The organism is Anaerovibrio sp. RM50 (genome assembly GCF_000622005.1).
Lineage (GTDB): Bacteria > Bacillota > Negativicutes > Selenomonadales > Selenomonadaceae > Anaerovibrio.
On sequence record NZ_KK211383.1, the window covers coordinates 260215 to 282301 of the forward strand.

Annotated in this window: 13 protein-coding genes; 1 reads left to right on the forward strand and 12 read right to left on the reverse strand. The window is 43.6% G+C overall.

Annotation, left to right across the window (positions count from 1 at the left end):
* Window positions 1-8: 8 nt before the first annotated feature.
* From rfbF to T525_RS15245, 4 genes are read right to left on the reverse strand one after another with little or no spacing between them, the layout of a single operon-like run.
* A complete protein-coding gene (rfbF, locus tag T525_RS0112535; RefSeq protein WP_027407460.1) occupies window positions 9-785 on the reverse strand; it encodes a glucose-1-phosphate cytidylyltransferase in 777 nt (258 codons plus the stop codon).
* A 13-nt stretch (window positions 786-798) separates the two neighbouring features.
* Complete coding sequence (locus T525_RS16750; RefSeq protein ID WP_072031661.1) at window positions 799-2829, reverse strand: glycosyltransferase; 2031 nt, start codon at window positions 2827-2829, stop codon at window positions 799-801.
* A gap of 52 nt (window positions 2830-2881) precedes the next feature.
* On the reverse strand, window positions 2882-4009 hold the full coding sequence (locus T525_RS15240) for a glycosyltransferase family 2 protein (RefSeq protein ID WP_051533595.1): 1128 nt from the start codon (window positions 4007-4009) through the stop codon (window positions 2882-2884).
* Complete coding sequence (locus T525_RS15245) at window positions 4009-5175, reverse strand: autotransporter strand-loop-strand O-heptosyltransferase (RefSeq protein WP_198022698.1); 1167 nt, start codon at window positions 5173-5175, stop codon at window positions 4009-4011. Before T525_RS15245 ends, T525_RS15240 begins: the two co-directional genes overlap by 1 nt.
* Window positions 5176-5355: 180 nt before the next feature.
* Here T525_RS15245 and T525_RS0112555 point away from each other — a divergent pair, with 180 nt between their 5' ends.
* Window positions 5356-6867, forward strand: a complete 1512-nt coding sequence (locus T525_RS0112555; RefSeq protein ID WP_027407461.1) for a DUF4422 domain-containing protein — start codon at window positions 5356-5358, stop codon at window positions 6865-6867.
* Here T525_RS0112555 and T525_RS0112560 read toward each other — a convergent pair whose 3' ends face one another.
* The 8 genes from T525_RS0112560 to T525_RS16820 all read right to left on the reverse strand — a co-directional run.
* On the reverse strand, window positions 6868-8055 hold the full coding sequence (locus T525_RS0112560; RefSeq protein WP_027407462.1) for a glycosyltransferase: 1188 nt from the start codon (window positions 8053-8055) through the stop codon (window positions 6868-6870).
* The gene (locus T525_RS0112565) at window positions 8048-9079 is read right to left on the reverse strand and encodes a tetratricopeptide repeat protein (protein ID WP_027407463.1); all 1032 of its coding nucleotides are present in this window, start codon (window positions 9077-9079) and stop codon (window positions 8048-8050) included. Before T525_RS0112565 ends, T525_RS0112560 begins: the two co-directional genes overlap by 8 nt.
* 132 nt (window positions 9080-9211) lie before the next feature.
* Window positions 9212-12499, reverse strand: a complete 3288-nt coding sequence (locus T525_RS15250; RefSeq protein WP_051533597.1) for a hypothetical protein — start codon at window positions 12497-12499, stop codon at window positions 9212-9214.
* A 31-nt stretch (window positions 12500-12530) separates the two neighbouring features.
* Window positions 12531-14966, reverse strand: coding sequence for a glycosyltransferase (locus T525_RS15255; protein WP_051533598.1), 2436 nt, complete (start codon window positions 14964-14966; stop codon window positions 12531-12533).
* Window positions 14956-17811, reverse strand: a complete 2856-nt coding sequence (locus tag T525_RS0112580) for a glycosyltransferase (RefSeq protein WP_027407464.1) — start codon at window positions 17809-17811, stop codon at window positions 14956-14958. The genes T525_RS15255 and T525_RS0112580 overlap by 11 nt, the downstream gene beginning before the upstream one ends.
* Window positions 17812-17832: 21 nt before the next feature.
* Window positions 17833-20232: a flagellin gene (locus tag T525_RS15775; protein ID WP_051533599.1), complete on the reverse strand. Its 2400-nt coding sequence runs from the start codon at window positions 20230-20232 to the stop codon at window positions 17833-17835.
* Window positions 20233-20419: 187 nt separating this feature from the next.
* A complete protein-coding gene (locus T525_RS0112595) occupies window positions 20420-21721 on the reverse strand; it encodes a flagellin (protein ID WP_027407465.1) in 1302 nt (433 codons plus the stop codon).
* Between the two features lie 243 nt (window positions 21722-21964).
* Window positions 21965-22087: flagellin (locus tag T525_RS16820; RefSeq protein WP_255346652.1), on the reverse strand; the 123-nt coding region annotated here is incomplete at its 5' end.

Consider the following 22087-nt stretch of genomic DNA (forward strand, 5'->3'; position numbering starts at 1 on the left):
AAATTTGTTTACTCCCAAACCTTCCAAGGGGCCTGACCGCTATCCCACAGCTTTTCCAGCAACCGTTTTTCCAGCAGGGTATCCATACACTGCCAGAATCCTGTATGTTCAAAGCTCTTTAATTCACCCTGCTCCGCCAGCTTTTGAAGCACATCCGTCTCAAAAACTGTCTGATCATCTTTTATATAATCAAAAACCCCGGGCTCCAGCACCATATAACCGGCATTAATAGGAGCCCCATCATCAGCTGCCTTTTCACGAAAGGCCCTGACTGTATTATTAAGTCCAATATCCAATATACCCTTTTGCTGGCGCTGTTTTACGGCGGTCAGTGTAACCATGCCCCCCATTTTCTTATGAAAATCCACCAGCTCAGAAATATTTACATCGCAAACGCCGTCACCGTAGGTCATCATAAAAGATTCATTTCCTATATAATCCTTTATGCGCCTTATACGGCCACCAGTCATGGTTTTATATCCCGTATCCACCACCGTAACCTGCCAAGGCTCAGTCTGACGATTATGAACTATCATCTTGTTGTCATGGCGAAAATCAAAGGTAATATCCGACATATAAAAGAAATAATCCGCAAACCATTTCTTTATCATGTGCTGCTTATAGCCGGCACAGACAATAAAATCATTGTATCCATAATGGCTGTATTCCTTCATAATATGCCACAGGATGGGCATGCCGCCTATTTCCACCATAGGTTTTGGCCGATAATCAGATTCCTCAGATATTCTTGTCCCCATACCTCCAGCTAAAAGTACAACTTTCATAGGTTATCCACCCCTAGTCTTTTCCATCAAATAATTCGCCTTGATCTCCAAGGTCTTCCTTGATACGAGGATCCAAGTCCTTCAAAATTTCTGCCAAATTAGATCGAGCCTCCTTATAGTACGGTTCACTGGCATAATATTTATCAAACATAGGCAATATGGCATTACCACCCCACCGAACCCTCTGGTCAGCCACAAGCTTGCTCCAAGTTAATAAAAAACTATCATACAATTTCATTTTATCTTTATGGATAGTTTCTTCTGTAAGTCCATAAGAACGGTAGTAACCCAAAATATCATAATATTCTTTTATAAAAACTCTGCCTATATCAGATAACCCAGTATCCATCCCCTTCTGTAAATGAACCTCCGGCGTCACAAAAACACTGTCCCCGGTGTCAGGTGTGAAAAAATTACCATGGAGACACATAAAATTAGGCAATTTATGCAATACTTCAAGCTGTAAAGCAATTTGTTGTAACCTGTATTTATCAAAGCCAAGGTCTTTCATTTTTTTGCGATATTCTTCTATATTCAGCAAATCCGTTTTCAAAAGGAAACCAGAAATGTAAGTAATCAAAAAAGAAGCTTCATTAACGTAAGCATTGATTCCTTCACCAAGTTTATAATCTAATCCTTCACTGCCACCAATTTCTATTCCTACAGATATTTGGTGATTACTGCTCAATACCTTCTTCCAATATTTCATGACCCCCGGCAAGATATAATCATCATCACCAATTAAATTTATATACTCACCACTGGCATTATCCCACAGATATTCATAATTGCCATTTGCACCAACATTTTTCTCCTGCCTTACCACCCGCAGATTAGAATACTTCTTCTTATATCTCTCCAGAATCTCCTGGGTATTATCAGCCGAGTTATTATCCGAAACCAACACTTCAATGCTGTCATCATTGCCAATGTCGTCAAGAATAGCCCCCAGACATCTGTCAAGATACTTGCTGCGGTTATAGGTTGGAATGCCAATGGTCAAAAGAGGCCGTTCCCGCTTTTTGGCCGGGGAATTGATAAAAATATGTCCGCCGTAGTCAAGACCATAAATAATTTTCGCATCCATCTCAGACAGGAAATCCACCACCACCGAGGATGAATCATCCTTGGTGGTAATAAATGTATCTATCAGTTTTAACAGTGCTTTACTGATTACGTTGGTATTTGGATGGGTAACAACTATTGGAGCATCAGGCCCACGGTCCTCCACCATTTTGGCCATTTCGTCCAAAAACGCCTCATTCCCTTGTCCTATTATTTCCACCACCAGCAATACCTTATTATCGTCGGAGAAATTATTCAAATATTCCTTTAGGACACTGCGCCACACCGGATCAGATATGTTAAAGTCCGCCACCATATAGTAAATGTAGTAGCCATCTTCTTTTAAAGCCTGCAACGCCTGAACCGTCTCATCCGCATTATCATCAATGTTCAAGTCCTTGCTTTCTGCCAGAAAACGATCCATGTCCTTCATCAATGGATACTTGGCCTTTATCTGTTCTGCTGGCCAGTACCACCACTTGATTTTTTGCAGCCGCTGAATAACCTCCGGCTCAAAACGATATTTGATGACCCTGGCAGGATTGCCCACCACAATGGAATAAGGCGGTACATCCTTGGCCACAACGGCTCCGGCACCAATCACCGCCCCGTTACCAATATGCACCCCTCCCAATATAATAACATCACAGCCAATCCACACATCATTGCCAATAACAATCTGATTTTTATTGGCCTCATCAAAATGATTTATATTAACAGGATCATTTATCTTTATGTCATCAAAAGGGTAGGTTGTGGCATAGCGGTAATCGTGATTAAGCCCCACCTCAAAGGTCACCCTGTGAGCTATGGAGCTATATCGTCCTATCAGCACATGACATTTTGTGCTACCATATTCAGCACTGGCATCCCCTACATAGGAACCATCTCCCACTGTTGCTGCAACTATTCCTTGTTCTTTGGCAAAACTTACCGTTCTTGTACCCGCTCCATACAACAGAGAAAATCTGTCAATCATATTTATCCCCTTCACTCTTTAAACTCTTATTATCAATGCCTTATCATTTCTATTATGCCTGCCTGTAGGGCTCTTCTTCCACCAATGCCCCATCACAGTGTTCAACCAGCAAGTCCTTTAACCTTGAATAATCGGGGTAATCCAGTATTGTATTTGATATCAGCACGGCCTTATACTTTCCCCCGAGATTCCTGGCCCCTTTAAGCAAATCATCACATAACTTAATATTGCAATGATGATGCATTAAATCATAATCCAGTTGATTGTCCGTCAGATAGTCAATTTCCAGATTTTTCCTCTGAAACATTAAGTAACAAATATACGCCAATCGATTTCTGGCCACAATAAGCACCCGCTGTTTTTCCTTTACGTAATTATCCAAGGCAAATAATCCCTCAGAATAATCCTTATATTTTTTATCCCGCACCTGCCATTTTTCTTGGAAATACGCAAAATTTCTCTTTAACAAAGCCATGAATTTTTCAGTGTGGGCCCGTTCCTCCTCCGGTGTGCGTTTTTTCACGAAGGTCCCATTGCCATAATGATGAATAAACGTATCACGGCACAGTAGAAGCTTGTATCCCTCTTTCATTATGCGGAAGCAATAGTCATCATCTTCGTAATTTCCAGGGGTAAACCGCTCATCCAGACCTCCCAAATCGTCGTAAATTTTTCGTCTGAACATAAGACAAAACCCCACCAAGGTAAAATGCATGGTCCATAAGGAAGGATTGCTGTGATTATATTTTTCGGCAAAATCCAGCAACACATCTATATCCATAGTTTTGTATGGCACAGGAATCTGCTGAAAGTTAGAGCATGCACTGGTCACGCAGCTCACTGCTCCCACATCTTCACTGCTATAAAGAGCCTTTATCATCTGCTCATGCCAACGGGGTGTCACGATAACATCACTATTCAGCAGCATTATCTCCGTTCCAGTAGCAATCTCCATCCCCTGATTACACCCTTTTGGAAAGCCCACGTTTTCCTGGTTAAAAATGCATTTTAGGTCTTCCTGCTCCTTCAGCCATTCCACGGAACCGTCTTTGGATCCATTATCCACTATTATAATTTCATATTGCCCTTCCTGGGTAAAGGCCCTGATACTCTCCACACAGGCCTGAATAAAATCTATGGTATTGTAATTTAAAATTACTATACTGGTCTTAAAATTCATTAATCGGCCTCCAGTCCGTTATCAACCATAAGACGTTCAATAGCCTGCACCACCTGTAATGGTGTTATAGCTTTGCTGCATTCAAACTCTCTGTCGGTCCCCAGATGATACGGGCATCCATCCTTCCATCTGACCTTTAAATCATTGTAGCATCCATGACAAACATACTGGTTGTATATACGATATGGTGTGTCAAATTCAGCAATAGGCAAGCTGAATCCGCTAATCAGCACCACTGGGATTCCGCAGGCATGGGCCAGCCAGGAGAGTCCACTGCCCAGACCTATAAAAAAGTCAGCGTAAGCCAATAAATTTATACGTTCCATCAGTGGTTTCCGCCCAGTAAAATCCTCAGCCCCGTCCGGTTTTCTCACCTCATAGCCCCGCTCTATCTCTGCCACATAGGCATCAATACACAACACCCGATATCCCAGACTCTTTAAATATTCCACCACAATATCCCAACCCTCGGGATATAGCCACCGCTTCATTATGCCGGAAGCCTGAACGGCAATGCATACGTATTTTTCCTGTATTTCCCGGGGTGCCGTTGGATAATAATGAATATCCTCCGCCTTTTCATGGAGTCCCAATATGACCTGGGCTGAACGAAATGGTGGCCATTGGCGGGAATCATCTGGTATAAGATATGGTGGATAGTCAAATACAGCCAAACAATATGAGGCATAGCAATCATCCGGGATTTCAGTCTGCACCGTCACCCCCGGCAAATATTCACCGCACAAATCCCTAAAGCTGTCTGGGGGAAACAATGTAATATCCGCATGATATTTATCTTGCAGCATTTTTACATAAGGCAAAACGGAAACAGTATCTCCCAGCACACCATTTACCATAAATATATATAATTTCTGATTGTTCAAATCCTGCAAATGCTCAAAAACCTTTTCCCCGTCAAGCCAAGCTTCTATATACCAATGAACATAGTATTTCTCCAGAGAAATCAGCACTTGTTCAGAAATTTCCCCATCAAACCCCACCATGCCAGTATCAAAATCTGATACTTTTATATGCCAGTTTCCGGCAGGAACCTCTACCCTGGCCCCTGCATTAAAATCAAATTTCAGCCCGGCAACTCCAGTTTCCTGCTTAACATCACCAACAGCCTTTTCAAACAGCAGCAGCCGCTCGATTTGATCAGGCATTATACTGTCCTTTCTTATGGAAAAATAAAATAAAGGATACTTGTGCATATAAAACCTCTTTCTTGCCTTTTCCACAAGGCTCTAGTAAGATAAATCTAACAACCTCATCACCCAGCCTTCCCCTCTGGGGAAGGTGGCGAGCAAGCGAGCCGGATGAGGTATTACAAAGGAGATAATACCATGAGCAGGAAAATCGCCCTTTTTGGACTTGGGAATGAACTTCACATTGATGATTGGTCACAGGAAACCATCGTTGCTGTTGGAACCCTTTCCCTTGATAAATCAACACCCCCAAAAATTGAATTAAATGGCCGGCAGCTTCCGGTGGTAACTGTTGAACAGCTTGGAAAAACAGCCTTTGATTTCGTTATCATAACCGACACAAGCCAGTTTAACAAAATTTATAAGGCCTGTGCCTTGGCTCAAATCCCCCAATTTAAAATTATTTCCTATGACACCTATATTTACCATATCCGCAATAAAGTGGAGTACAACGTGGATGACGAACAGTCGCTTCTGAAAATTATAAAGGACCAAAATATCCATAGCCTTCTTGATGTGGATTTATATTTTGCAGACGGTGTCAGCACCACCCGAAACCGTACCCACTATGCTGAATTAAAACCCTATAATCTGCCAATACCAAAGGACTTGGAGCTTATTGGCATTGAGACCGGGGATTATTGGCCAATATGGGACAATATCTACAGTAGGACATTTCATAAACTGGATGATATCTTGCTCCAGCACTTTGATATGCTTCTTATAATGAAGATCCGCCAAACGGATGACTATATCCAGCTCATTAACACCACCTATGGCTCCTGGAAATATGCCCTTATTCAGGTTGAAACAAATTCTCTGGCTCATAAAGCCCTAAAAAATCTGGATTATGCAGCCCTAAATTTAAACGCCAAATGGTTGCAGGCACAAAACACTTCATGGCTCCTGTTGGAATATAACAAGCAGGACACAGAAATCTTTGTTATATGCCATAAACCTTACAATCTGCCAAAACTTCCACCCATCTATCACCCTATCCATGCAGGAAAAAATGGCGGTGAAGGCTTTGGTCTCCCCGGAGATGATACAAAGGAAAATATTTCCTTTTTAAATCCTTATATCAATGAGCTTACTGCCATTTACTGGATGTGGAAAAATACAACATCTGAGATTATCGGCACCGCCCACTATCATAGATTTTTTGTAAATGAAAAGGCCGACAGCTATATTTCAGATAGCCACAGCTTTCTTGACGAACAAAAAATTAAACAATTATTAAGAAACCATGATATTATTCTTCGCCGCAGTGTTCCTTACGGAAATACTGAGGACTGCTTCAGAAAATTTTTTGGCTACGACTTCTACGAAGCCATCAAGAAAATTTTTCTGGAAGTTATAAGGAAGGTTGCGCCAGACTATGAAGAGGCCTTTTTATTTGCCTTGTCCCGTCACAACTCCGGCCATGCCTTCAATATGTTCATCACCCATCGTCACGTATTTGACGCTTATTGCAGCTGGCTGTTCCCAATAGTATTGGAAGCTGCCAACCGCATCGATTTCACTCAGATAGCAGAGCCACCCCATAGCCGCGTCATTGGCTTCATGGGGGAAGCACTGCTGATGCCGTGGCTGATGAAGCAACGGCTGAGAATAAAGGAATTGCCTGTAACTGAGCTGGGATATAACTAATCATCTTCCCAAAACAGAAACCATTTCCATAATGCCCGCAGCCCTGTTCACCCAGCGATGGTTTGCGCTGGCCTTGCCATAGGCACTTATGGCAGTGGAGAGGCGCAGTGATTCATTATTAAGCAATTCTTTTACTGTCTGCACCTGACTGGTGGTATGTTTCCAGTCAAAAAGGAAAATGTCCTTATTGACCTCAAACTTTTCTGCCAAATAGGTGCTGTATTCACTGACCACCGCTGCACCGTGCAGCATTGCCGTAAAGACTCTGTCATGGCCTCCGTTGTTGTATTCAGCCTGATCCTGGAAAACCACCTTGGCCTTGGAAAATGCCTCCAGCACTTCCTCATAATCCACCTCCCCATGGAGATTCAATTTATTGGCAAAGGGAACATTTTCCCACCCCTTGCCGTACACCTCCACGGGAATATCCTCTTTTGTAAGAATTTCCAAGGCATTATACCGCCGGCGATGCTTTACAAAGTGGAACAGGCTGAAAAGATGTGGAGTCATCTTCTGGACATAATCATCCCCGTACAAGCCTCTGGACTCAAGCACTGCCCGCAAGGCAGTTAGGGTACTTACAGGATTTGACAGCATATAATCTGCCACATCATCCAATATGCCTATAATATAGGGATTCTGTTCATATTCGTGCCAGCCCGGCTCAAAAGTGCCCCCCTTATACAGGGCCGCACTATATACTACATCCAGAGGCCTTTCGGAACTAAAAATGTCCTCCTCATGTTCACTGCTGCTCCCTCCCAGTGGCAGCAGCATGCTTCCTGCAAACTTTTTGTCAGGATAGCACAGCTTCAATGCCTCCAGATGGGTTTTATCCAATACACATACAAAATGATTTTTGCAGGGGAAACCAATATCCCCAGTGGCAACATTGTAGGGAGCATCCAGCATAATGGACACGAAGGGCGTATCCAAATACTCATATACGCAGCGATCTTCTGTATCCACCATTGTCTTGGCACTATAATTCACACCAACACTACAGGCTATCTCCCCATTCAAAAGTAAATGCCGGGCTCCCAGCATTGAGGAGCCATCATTTAAATCCGCCAGCACCACTTTATAACCCAACTGGGAAAATCCCTGAAGGATATCATTGGTAATCCGCTTCATTGATGGGTGGCCCATACTTGTTACGTATACCAAAATCTTAATCCGGTTATTCATGGCAATGACCCTTTATGGCCTTCAATAATCCGAAATCCATCATTGGCAAAGCCTTGGCAAAAGCCAGGGCTTTTTCCTTGTCCTTCATTGCCACACAAACATAAGCAATATTCCGTAACACAAATGGGTCACGGCTGTCAATTTCCAATGCCTTCTTCAAGAGCTTTAAGGCCCCGTCATAATCATCATTCAAATACAGTCCGGAGGCGTAGTTGTTAAGGCTCTGAATTTTTTCCCGCAATGATATATTGCTGCTCATCACCTTATTCATGAATTCCGTCGCTGACTCAGCTCCTTCCTTGACAGCAGTAGTTTTAGCTGTTTTATTCTCATATACAGTTGTAGGAATATCTTCAGTTGCTGGCTCATTAACCTTATTTTTCTCCTGCATTGGCTGCTTTTCGGACTTCTGTCCTTTGCTCTTGTGTAGCAGCTCCTTCAGACGATCCACTGCAGCCTTTGCCTTACTTGCCCCGCCATTTCCAGCAGCTTCACCGGTTGGTACCCGTTCCAGCAATGTTGGCAATTTTTCGCCATCATTGGCTTTAAAATATTCAAATAGAGAAGGATGCTTTTCCAATTCCCCACCTATGTTGTCATTGCAATATTTTAATATTCCCAGTAACTGTTCCTTATCCTTTTCAGTCATTGCAACCTTCTGGTTCTCCACCACGAAGGTCAAGACATCAAACCCCTGCTCTGTTTTACCCTCAGTAAGGCACAGCCGCCCCAACAAAATTCTGGCCCCTACATTCTGTGGGTCATAGGACAAAGTGTTATTTATCCATTTGGTGGCCCGCTCATTATCTCCGGTCATAAAATAACATGCAGCTCCCATAAACATAATCTCAGGGTCCATCTTTTTGTGCTCAGCAATCTCTGCCATGGTGTCCATGGCTTCCACGTACTTTTTTGCATCAAATTGTTCCTTCATCTGCTTTTTCAGATCTACCAATTCCTTCAATGCAATGCTTTCCTGCTGCTTTTTCCTCTTATTGTTTATTTTATGCTTAAAGCTGCTCATATCGTTAACCTCCCTTGTTTGAACACCTCATCAACCCTACTGGCACCGACGGCGAAGCCTAGTACCCGAAGGGTGCTTCCCCAAAGGGGAAGGCATTTATTCTAGCTACCATATACATTTCTACTAAAAACATTATTTTCCTGCAAAAATGGATATATATGCTTCCTCCAGCTCATTTATATATTTTTTGCTGTCCATTATAGGGTGGGATTGCATCATGCTCCGCAGATTTTTATGGAGTACATCCAGAAGCTCCACATCACCGGCCAAGCCCACAGCTCTGTCAATGTAATCCCTCACATTGGAAACAGCCAGTTCACCCAGCCCTGTATTATTTAAAATACTCAATCCAAAACGGGAGCCACGCCTTTCTCCATATCTGCTGACTACGGGTACTCCCATGTAAAGGGCATCACAGGTGGTGCCACCACCCGGATAAGGATAGGTGTCCAAGGCAATATCCACATCCAAATATCGATTCATATAAGTATTAGTAGCCGGCTCCAAAATAATTCTGCCCGTATCCAATCCCAGCTTATTAAGCCTATCCAACACCAAATCCCGTGCCGATTGACTTACCAGAATCTGGCACTTTAACAATAATCTTGAATCAGGCACCTTTTCCAATATTTCCTTCCAGGCCAACAGCATTTCATCTGTCCATTTGCAATAATGATTAAACACGCCAAAAGTCACATAGCCCTTTTCTTTGCATGGTGTACCTTTAGGAACAGCCACGTCATTACGTCCCGTATAACAGAACTGGGATGTAAGATACAGGGGCCTTTCCGTTATGTTCTTTAAATCCGGGTCAATATATTTATCAGTAATAAGAGAATCAACGCAACCAAGTCCTGTGCTTTCCATCCATCCCAGGCCGGAAATCTGCACCTTGGCAACTCCATCATAAAATACCGGCAAGCCATTATCTGCGCTGTGTCCGGCCAAATCCACCAATATATCTATATTTTCCTTCTTAAGCTGTTTTGACAAATTAGGCCATGAAGCTTCAGGGGCATCTATCCAATTATCCACCAAGGTCTTTAGATGCTCTGTAAAGCCGTCAGGCTTCTCTGTTAAACTTATACATGTGACTTTAAATTTATCCCTGTCATAACCATGGAGCATGGTGTAATAAAAGGAAAACATTACGTGCTGACGAAAATCCGGAGATATATAGGCAAGGTGAATTTTATTTTTTCTATCTTCATGAGACAAGGTCTCTCTCTGGGAACCACCTATCTCTACCATCAATCTTTCTATTTCCTTCAGCTTTTCCTTTACTGCCTCCCCATCTTCACAACGGCACAAAAAAGCCAAAAGAGCTGAACCCTTTAAATTGAGCTTGCCATAAATATTATCCACAAACTTGGCTGCCTCTTCATAGGCCTCCACTGCTTCATCCACAAAGCCCATTTTATAGCTTCGGGAGGCATAATTGGTCCACAGCCGTCGCTGAAATTCCTTGGTCCCCATGTCATTCTCCAAAGCAAGCAAATCCAGGGCATGCTTACTTTCCTCCAGGGCACCGACAAAGTCCAGTTTTCCCTGCAAAATATCACTTAGGAGACTGGTGGCTTCCACCAAATACTTTTTCTCTATGTCTCCTTTGATGACCTGACGGCACCACGCTTCGGCCTTCTCATAATCCTCAGCCTTATAGCAGTCAAAGCTATAATTCAGGGCCTCTTTAACGGATGGGCTCTCCACATCTGGCAACTTTGCCACATATTCAGCCCACACTTTACAATATGCCGATTCCAGCTCCTCCATATACAGCCTTCGGTCCATCAACGGAGATTTTTCCATCATATTACGCAATCCAATATGGAGATTATTTATTATTTCCCCAGCCCCGGCCAAAGCCACAGCCAAATCGAAATAAGCCTGCTTGCTGTCAACTACAAATTCCGATAACCCAATATTGGAAAGCAGGCTCCTTCCGAACCGTTCTCCGTGACTGTTGCCACTAAAAGTAATAACCGGCACCCCCATATAAAGAGCATCACAGGTGGTGCCACCACCAGGATATGGGAACGTATCCAGAGCAATATCTATATCCCCATATTCCTCTAAATAATCCCAGGAAAAGCCCCGAAGCTCAATGCGATTCTTCCACTCCTCAGACTCGATATCCACACCGAATTTTTGCAATCTCCCGACAAAAAGCTCATAGCCGTATTCATCATCAAAAACTGAGCATTTAAGGATAAGATGAGATTTCGGCACTGCCTTTAAAATATCTGCCCACAGCTTCATCACCTCATCATTGACCTTACGGACATGATTAAAGCTCCCAAAGGTAATATAGCCATTTTTTACACAAGGAGCTTCCCCTGTTGTCGGCAGCTCTCCCAAAGGAGCATAACAAAAATGGGAATGATCCAGAGTGATAATATCCTCCACAAAACATTCCTTTTCCGAAGCCAAATATTTATCTGAAATAAAATAATCCACCGTCTTTAATCCGGTGGTGGCAAAATAACCTATGCCGCTGATTTGCACCGGTGCCGGCTTATAGGCCAGAACCATCAGGGGATTATTTGATGTATGCCCCGCCAGGTCCACCAGTATATCTATTTTATCCTTGTAAATAACCTCTGCCGCATCTTTAGCACTCATGCCACTGATATTGCACCAATTATCAGTCATGGTCTTAATTTCTTCACTATATTTATCCTCATTTGGATTATTGTGATAGCAATAGACCTCAAAATGCTCCTTATCGTAGTTTGCCAGCATTACCCAGCAGAAACGAAGCACCACATGATAGCGCAAATCAGGGGAAATATATCCTATGCGGATTTTCCCCACTGGTCTTCTCTCTATTGCTTCCAGTTGGTATTTTTCCCTATGGTCATATCTTGGAATATCATTAAATAACTCATTATAGCCAACATGGGCCTTAAAATATTCCTGTGGTTCATTATGAAGAAAATGGAGGGTATATAAATAGTTGCTATATTCCAGAGCTTTTAACTGTAAGGTATCAGCCGCCTCCACTGATTTCCAATAATAGTCCAGAGACTCCGCAGTTTCACCATAATTGCTGAGAAGCTTTGCCAAAAGGTTACAAATCTTTTCAAACATAACTTTAGGAGTAAAAGCAACGTGACTCTGGGCGTATTCGTAAGCCTCCCGTCCCATTGCCAAGGCCTGGCGATTTTTCTTCTGCTGCATCAAAAGCCGGGCCTGAAGGAAAAGTCCATAAGCCGTAGTTGGTTGTTTAGCCAATTTATCCGCCAATATCTGGGCATGCTCCAGCTCATTATGCTCGATGGCAATAGCCAAACGCATTTCCAGAGCATTGCTCAGCAGCTTCTGCCACCCTTTTTTCTCTGCCTCCTTAGCCAGTTTAATAGCTAAGGTGTCCGCCTCCTGATGTTTCCCCTCATCAAGCAGATTGTATACCTTGTCCATTAAGGACTGCCCCTGTTTTATATTCATACCCTTATACCAACCTTGTAATTAATTCCATTGCTTCCTGGTAGGCCGCAAAATTTTCTGCCTGCTGCAAATATTCGTTATTGCGGAAGCTGTTCTTGTATTCATTATATAGCACCATCAGGGCCTTTTGGTAACTTTCCCCGTCTTTAATAAATATTCTCTGCTCGTAGTAGGAAGTAATGAGCTGCATCCATTCCAGACGGCTCAGCAAGATAATTTCCCCCCGCTGCCCCTCCTGTTCACCGTGACGGCGGTAATAGCTGAGAGGATTCTTAAACACTATGCAGTGACCTTTCTCCAAAAGCTCACACCACATGGCCACGTCAGAAATAGTCTTATACCCCTTGGCTTCCGCCTGCCAGTAGTGATGGTGCAAATCCTGCCGACGGAACAGCACAGCAGATGGTTCACCAAGGAGATTTTTTGAGGTGAGCAACATTTGCCCGGCCAAATCCTCCCCGTAATAATACCCATAATCTTCCCCTTCAGGTATAGGTAAAGAAATAACCTTCTCCTGTTCCGTTGGCTCATCATGCTCGTCGATTATTCCCCGCAAAGAGGTTACCAGGCTTATCTTCGGATTATCCCGCAGAACCGGAACCATTTTTGATAGCTTATCTGCCCCCAGCAGATCATCATCCATACACCACTGGAGATATTGACCCTTGGACTGTTTTTCAAAAGGAGCAAAATTTTCAGCCTTGGTCCTAGCTTCTTTATTGCGAAAATAATGAAGATTTACTATTCCTCTGTATTTTTCCATCAAAGTCTGGGTTTCATCATTGGTACTGTTGTCATTTACCAATATTTCCACATTTGGATATTTTTGATTTATGGCACTCATAAGGGTCCGTTCAAAAAGCTCCGGCCTATTATAGGTGGGAATCATTATGCTGACCAGTGGCATTTTATCTGTGGGAAAACTAATTTTATCCAGTTCAGATCTTACACGATAATCCTTTAACCTATTCAATACAGCACCAACACTGGAATTACTATTCAGCAGTTTTTCCTTATATTCCCTGCCCAAAAGGACGTCCAAATACCCATCATTCGGGTATTTTTCCATATTATGGGCACTCAATACCCCCAGCTGGGCCAATTGCTTAAATCGTCGCCCCAGCTTGACAGCTCCGCTGTCATAACGGCCTCCTGCCATAAATACATAAGCTTCCTTAAAGTCTGTTACAGTCTTGCCATAATAGGCCAAAACCCCATTGCTGGCCAGGCCCATTAAGGAACGAACCAAATAGTCCCCATCTTCCCGGTCATAAACGGAATTTAACAGCTGTATCAGCTCCACATCATCAACGCCGGCCAAAATACGACACAGCCCCTGCAAAGCATCTGTTTGTTTTTTATGGTATTTCAGGGCCAGCAAAAAATAATCGGCAGCTTTCTTATAATCATGCTTTAACGCGCTAAATTTCCCCAGCCGTTCATAAACGTAAGGAACGAAGCCCCGTGCGGTATCCGGCTCGCCGCTGCCCCGGGCTATCTTTTCTTCTATTACCTGCCGCAGCTTCAACCCCTGAATTGCCGCCTTTTCCGAACCTATCAGATCTCCATCCCGTTCCATAACCATGGATCTTACGAAATGAAAGAATGGATCATCAGGAAAGGCTTTTTCTGCTTCCTCCAAGGTTTCCAGTATCTCATCAGAAGATTTTCCTGCATTATACATGGACATGGACATTATTTCGTAAAAATGTCCCGGTGCCCCCACCATCCTGTGACCATTGGAAATACATTCCCGGGCATAATAAAGAACCTTCTCATGGTCGCCCAAAGTATTATAGGCATCCATAAGATATGGGTAGAGACGACGACGGTCCTTGTCAGTGGTGGCCTTCTCCAATTCTGACAGCATTATTGGCAAATTGCGCTCAGTCTTTAATTTTACTATGCTGCGGGAATAACCAGTATGAATAAATTCCAAATTTTCCGCATAAATCATTTTAAGGTTACCCTTGCTGTTAGTAACCTGTTCATGAATAGCCCCGGAATATCTTATGTAAGGTGTATGGCGAAAAATACGGGGCAGCATCCCCGTATTAAAAACCCTGTTGTCATTATCCGTATCCACATCCAGCATGCGGACCAGCAAGCAGCCTGTCTGCTTATCCTTATGAAACTTTTCCAGCTCCTGACGCAGCACCTTGCGGGAAGCCGTGGTAAGTGTCTCATCTGCATCGAAAAATAAAATCCAGTCACCGGTGGCCTGCTCAATGGCATAATTTTTTGCAGCCGCAAAGTCATTTATCCACTTAAAATGATATACCTTGCCTACTGCCTTTTGGGCAATATCCACAGTGGCATCGGTGGAGCCTGTGTCCACCACAATTATTTCGTCTGCCACCTCCTGCATGCATTTAAGCCAGCTGGGCAAATTTTTCTCTTCATTTTTTGTTATGGTACAAGCAGATATTTTAATTGCCATTTTCCATCGCCTCCCGGCACCAGATGATATAGGACTTTACTATCTCACTTTGCTCTGCCCGCTGGAAGTATTCCAAGGCCTTGGCATACTCTTTTTCCCTGAACAAGCAGAAGCCCACATTTTGATAGTAAACACTATCCGCCTTGGATGAACCTTCCGGCAACAGCTGGTAAAGCTCCAAGGCCTCTTTTTCCCGATGATTCTTCTGGAGCAGGCCAGCCACCTCTAACAGTTGCTTTTCTCTTTTTTCCTCATCGGTGGCAAAATAATCCAAGAACCCCAGATATTTCACCAAAAGCTCCTGAGTGCCAAAATCCATCACTGCCTTCATAAAGGAGCTATAGTCTGCGAAGCACTCCTTTATTTCACCAGCAACTGGTTTTCCATGTAAGTAGTTCACCAGTATTTTAAGATTATCCGGCAATAATTTTACATATTCCTCATTATATTTTTCCAGCAAACACACAAATAAGGCAGGGAGAATCTCTGCCATTTCCTTCATTGATTTGTTATAAATTTCACTGTAGTCTTTATCATTAATTAGTGAACATTTTTTCACTTTAGAAAAATACCCGGCCAACTCAGGAAAACCGTTTACTGCATAAATATCAGCCAATAACTCCCGGCTATTTTCAATATCAGCGTATATCGCCTCAAGGGAAGCAATAAAGTCTTTAGCTGTACGTCCCTGGTAAATATCTGCCCAGCCACAAAGAGCTGTTTCAGTCCAAGGTTTTATTTTAAGGGCTTCACGATATTTTTCCTCAGCCATGTCACTATAGCCGGTTCTGTACAGGCATCGGCCCCAATCCGCAAAAAGCAGATGCAATATGGATCTGAGGTTGCTGGCATTGGTATGTACAGCTTCCTCGTCGTATTTTGCCATTTTAGCCCAAGCCATATTAAAGGACTTTATTGCTTCGTGATAGTTTCCGGCTTCCATTTGAACCGAACCTTTGCGAGCGTAAAAATCCGGCAGCTCAGGCAAAAGTCGGATGCCGCCTTCAACAATGGCCATTTTGTCTTCAGGGGAATAATCCAGCTTCTCCATGGCATTCAGGGCCAGCCAATACATATCCCCCTGATGTCCCATAGGCTGATAGGCTGACTGGATAGCCAGCAAGGCCTTGTTCAGGGCTTCTGCATAGTTGCCCAAAGCATAATAGCTTTCTGCCAAATACTGGTAAAGCTTTTCAATATCCTGACCGTCCTCAATATCCTTCAGTAATAGAGTAAGATTTCTTTGAGCCTTGCTCTCATTAATTCCGGTGGAATATCCCGTGTGCTCCATAAACAGCCGTTTATCAGCCCAAACTGTGGCCAGATTATCCGGTCTCCGGCCGCCTATGGTAATCATCTCATGGATACGCCCCTCATAGCAAAGTCCTTCTTCACGGCGAAAAATTCGGGGCACACTAAAGGTGTTTATTATATTGTTGTTATCGTCCCTGTCCACATTGGCCATTGGCACCATAATAACCTGGGTATTGCCATTTATTTGCTCCCCAATAACACTTCGCACTTTTTCCGGTGTCACAAAGGTCTCATCTGCATCGGTAAAGACTATCCAGTCGCCGGTGGCTTCAGCCAGACATTGATTTTTGGCAAAGGAAAAATCATCCTGCCACTGGGACTCAATAAGTACCATGGCCAAATCAGGATTTTCCTCACTGAACTTAGCAATAAATTCTTTGGTTCTGTCCTCAGAACCCGTATCATTTATAATTATTTCATCAGCAAATACACTGACATTTTCCAGCCAGCCATAAATATTATTTTCCTCGTTTTTTACTATGGCACAGGCCGATATGGTTATTTTGGACTGTTTTTCGGCCAGTCTGGTTATTTCCCGTTTCCGCTGTTCCATTAATGGTTTCATCTCCGGTGTTAATAGACATGGCTCCAAGCCATCATAATTTTCGCACAGGGACAGGGCCAACTCTATTTCCCTTTTGGCCTCCCTGTATCTTCCTTGCCTATACAGACATTCACTGTATTCAGCGTGAAAATCCGGCAGCTCCGGAAAGTCTTTCACGGCCTTTTCTACCCATTGAAGATGCTTTAAGCGACCCTCTGAACTGGTATCCTTGGCATAATAGCTTATCAAGCCCCGATAGCTGCGGCTGGCGTATGTTATGGACTGCCTGCCCCGGGCCACATCCATCTGGGCGTAGTACAATGCCCTTTCCATATTCCCAAGGGCCGAATAGGACTCAAAAAGGTTGGTATAATACCGCTCCGCCGGCTCCCCATCTCTAATAGCCGCCTCCATGAGACGAATGTTGCGCTGATTCTTTTCCAGGGAAATACTGGCGGTATAGCCTGTATGATCAATGGTCAAAAGCTTAGGGCTAACCCGTTGCCATCCATGGAAATAGTCTTCACCTATATACATCATTTCATGGATTCTGCCCTTATAGTTAAGACCTGGTATGTTACGCACAATCCTCAGGGCGTAAAATTCATCCAGAGCCTTTCCCGTATCCTTGTCATAGTTAATCATATTTATCAGCAGGCCATTGGTTTCAGCAGAGGCCTGGGCCAGCACAGCCCTAATATTCTGCCGAGTTTCCATGGAAAATGATTCATCTGCATCCAATATGATAATCCAGTCCCCCGTTGCCTTTGACAAAGCAATATTACGGGGAGCAGAAAAATCATCTGCCCATTTTTCATGATACACCTTTCCCCCATAAGACTCAAAAATCTTAACTGTCTCATCGGCAGATCCTGTATCAACCAAAACAAGCTCGTCCACTGAAACCCTGATAGAATCCAGTGAACGAGCTATATTGTGTGCCTCATTCTTGGCAATATACACTGCGGAAATCTTCACGTCAAACATACCCCTAACCTCAGCTTTTTATTACTGCAACAAGCCAAGTACATCCGACGAGTTGTGATTAAATTGACTAAGCATCGCCGTAGTTGCCTGGGACAAAATATTGTACTTGGCCCAATCCATGGCACTCCTGGACATATCGGCATCCCGCATCACAGATTCGGCAGCTGTAGTATTCTCAATAACCGTTACCAAATTGGCATCCGCATTTTCCATGTGATTGATCTGGGCACCAATAAGGGTATTGGCATCAATCAGATACTGCAGTCCCTTGTCCAAAGCTCCCCTGACCTTGGTTGGTGTATCCCAGCCCAAAAGCATTTCTCTCTTTTCCGAGGTAAGTACGCTGTAATCATCCAGGGATCCGGCCCCTATTTTGTAGCCAAATATGTGGTCCATGGTGGTCTGAGGAATAATAACATGAATATTGGCAGAGGATTTGTCCGTATGCTGAATAACCAAATCATTGGCATATACATAGCGATAATCTTCAACCACATTGTCCATTATTCCATCGGCAATCTTGGCACCCTGGGCCGCATGTGGGTCAGTATCCAGCACGTGATAGCGACGGGTATCATAAATAGTAATGGTCCCATTATCATAATCCGCTGCTATCTGGAAATTTTGACCAGTACGACTTAAGAAATCATTAAGTCCCTCTGGATTTTTATCCCCATCACCCTTGTAAATAGTTGAAATAAGGGATTTTAAACTGGTCACATCGGATACATCTACCACAAATGTGGAAATATCCAAATCACCGGTGCCACTGGCAGGACGGTCATCATCATTTGGATTAACACCATCCACAAAGAGAACATTCACCCACTTATTTGGATTTGAGGCATCATAAAATCTGAAGCCCTTTCCATCCAGTCCCCCGGCCCCCTGAGAGCTAAACACTGAGGAAAAATCAATAGTATAATCCCGCAAATCTCCCTGTTTGAAGGAAATGTACTGGTTATTACCTTCATCACCGGGAACTGTGGCATTGATTTTAATACCAGTTACCTGATTTGAACTGTTTTTCACAACCTCTGCCACAGACCCCATACGGGAAGCCACCAAATTAGCAAAGGCCTCCGCCAAGGTCTGGCCACCGCTTACAGCGTTTCTTACAGCATTCAAATCAATAACGTTGGCCCCATCCAGCTTGGAAACGCTGTCAATGGTTGGGGATTTGCCAGAATCAACAAATTCATAGGTGGTACCAAGCCCACTATGGGAAAAGCCCTTCCCCACCAGCTGGGAAATAAAGCTTTCTGTAGTGCTGGAGCTGGTGGTATTATAAGATGACAAATTCCAGTCCCAGTGGGCTGTAAGACCATTCTTACCCACCTGTTTATTGGTGAACATGGTTGATGGCAAGGCTCTTGTAGCAGTATAGCCATCGCCACCTGCCAGAGCAACTCCATACGCATTATACTTGCTTATATCATTTGTCTTAGTGCCTGTATCAACCGTAGTAAGCTCAATAACCCTTGCTCCAGTGGTTGAACTGCTATAAGACACATGCATAATGTTTTGCAATCTGTTTGCTATTATTGCGGCAATCTGACTAACTGATTGCAGGTGACCATCAATTATATTACTGCTACTAATTCCTCGATATTGCTGGCCACTGTAATTTGAAATGACAAAGGTTTCTTCGCCATCAGGATATATTACCTTAAAAGAAGTATCATACAATGTGTCACGGATAGTATCATCGCCCAAATCAATAACCAACTTATTAGGGTCATTTGGCGTACCACCGTGAAGATTAGACTTGGTTGCTGTAGTTGTGGCAGCTGTATCATATCCTGGAACAGCAGTGGCACTTATTGTTTTTACATTATAACCATCATTTGGCACCTCATCGGTGGAGGCCCCGAAGATATTAAAAGGACCTGTCTGCCCGTCCAGGGTGGCAATGCTGCCGGAAATAATTCCCAAGCTATCACTGTCCTCCAGTGTCTCTGCATGATCCAGTTTATACCAGCTTTTAACCGATTCCTGAACCTTGGTCCCCAATAAAAGATGCTTGCCATTAAAGGTAGTTTCCGCGGCAATATCATTTATCTCATTATAGTAATTTGTAATTTCCTTTTGAATAATCAGCCTGTCAGCATCAGTATTGGTATCATTGTGGGCATTAATAACCCGCTCCTTGACAGTGCGAAGGAGATTTATCTGACTTTGAATGGCTCCCTCTGCCACCTTCAGCATGGAAGCACCATTCTGCACATTGGCATCTGCCTGATTCAAGGCACGGATGGATACCCGCATTTTCTCAGATATAGCATAGGTGGAAGCATCATCTCCCGCATTGCATATCTTTTCCGCCAATGCCAGCTGCTGGGTGGCCTTTGATTTATTTTTTACATTTATATTTAAATGTCCCAGAATCATATTGGCTGAAACATTACTTGTAATCACCATTTAGTCTCACCACCTAAAGCATGGTTATCCTATAATAATAAAGCTTAAAACACATTTCATACAATACATCGGAATTAATGGTGATTTTCTAAAGGGTGTTGAAGAAAAAATGAACAGATAAAAAAGGACCGCTCCGGGGAGCGGTCCAAGATTATGGTTATGTTTTGCTTTAAACGCTACTGTCCAATTACTGGAGTAAGCTGAGTACGTTGGAACTGCTCTGGTTAGCCTGAGACAGCATGGACTGTGCAGCCTGGAGCAGAACGTTGTTCTTGGTGTAGTTGGTCATTTCCTTAGCCATATCAGCATCACGGATTACGGACTCTGCACTGGTTACGTTCTCACTTGCAGTGGTCAGGTTAGCCTGAGTGTACTCGAGACGGGATTCAGCTGCACCGATGGTGGTCTGCTGATCCAGAGCCTTCTGAATAGCTGCATCAAGAGCGTTAATAGCTGCATTGGCCTTCTCCTGGTTGCCTACAGACAAGGTGGAACCATCCTTACCCTGGAGACCCAGAGCAGTTGCCTTCATGTCAGTAAGACCAACATTGATGGACTGGGCTGCCTTGGTACCAATCTGGAGAACGATGGAGTTGTCCTCAGACTTGTTCTGGGCGCGGATAGACTCGTCAAATGCATCCAAGGAAGCATTAGCGGACTTGTTTACATTACCCTTGTTGTCGGTAATGTACATGGTGAAGCCGGCAATCTGACCATCAATACCACCGGATACGGAGTTAATGGTAACGGCACTCTGACCGGAAGCTGTGTAAACAACATTGCTGGAACCATCAACACCAATACGGGAGCTGGAACCGGAAGCTGTTATATTGCCGGAGGTCAAGGTGGAAATAGCACCTGCCAAAGTAGTACCAGTACCTACCTGCATGGAAGAAGTATAAGTCTTGCCATCCTTTACATAGGATACAGTTACGGTATCGGTGCTGTGAATGTTCAGGTCATCACCATTACGAGCCTTCAGGGCTGTCAATGCAGTACCAGTTGCAGTCTCAGTGGACAGGCTCTGGTTTGTCATTGCAGTGGTGGTCTGGGTGGTCTTCTTGTTGTGGGAACCATCTACCAGATACTGGCCATTGAAGGTAACGTTTGCATTGTCATTGATCTGGTCAATGGACTGGTCAAGCTCCTTCTGGATAGTAGCGCGGTCGGAATCAGTGTTGGTGTCGTTTGCTGCGTTAACTGCCTTTTCCTTCAGAGTCTTCAGGATTTCAACAGTGGAGCTTACAGCACCTTCAGCAACCTTCATCATAGAACCGCCGTTCTGAGCATTCTGATTTGCCTGATCCAAGGAACGGATCTGAACACGCATTCTCTCGGAAATAGCATAACCGGAAGCATCATCAGCTGCGCTGTTTATCTTCATACCGGAAGAAACTTTTTCCAGACTCTTCTTCAGAGCGTTAGTGTTCTTGTTCAGAGTGTTCAGGGTGTTAATTGCGGACATGTTGTTTTTTACTACCATAGCCATAATAAATTCCTCCTTGATCTTTAAACATTTCAGGCGTCCTTGCCTGTATTTTACTTAATGAGCTCTAATATTTTATTTGCTTGGCTCATTTTCATCTATCTGACAATAATATCGGGGGCGGGGTAGAATTACTTAAGCAAAATTTTTAACTTTTTAATATTTTTTATTGATTAGCAAGAAAAAAGGGCCGGTCCGAAGACCGACCCAAAATGGTTGTGTTTAATTTGCAATCCTACTATCCAATTACTGGAGTAAGCTGAGTACATTGGAGCTGCTCTGGTTAGCCTGAGACAGCATGGACTGTGCAGCCTGGAGCAGAACGTTGTTCTTGGTGTAGTTGGTCATTTCCTTAGCCATATCAGCATC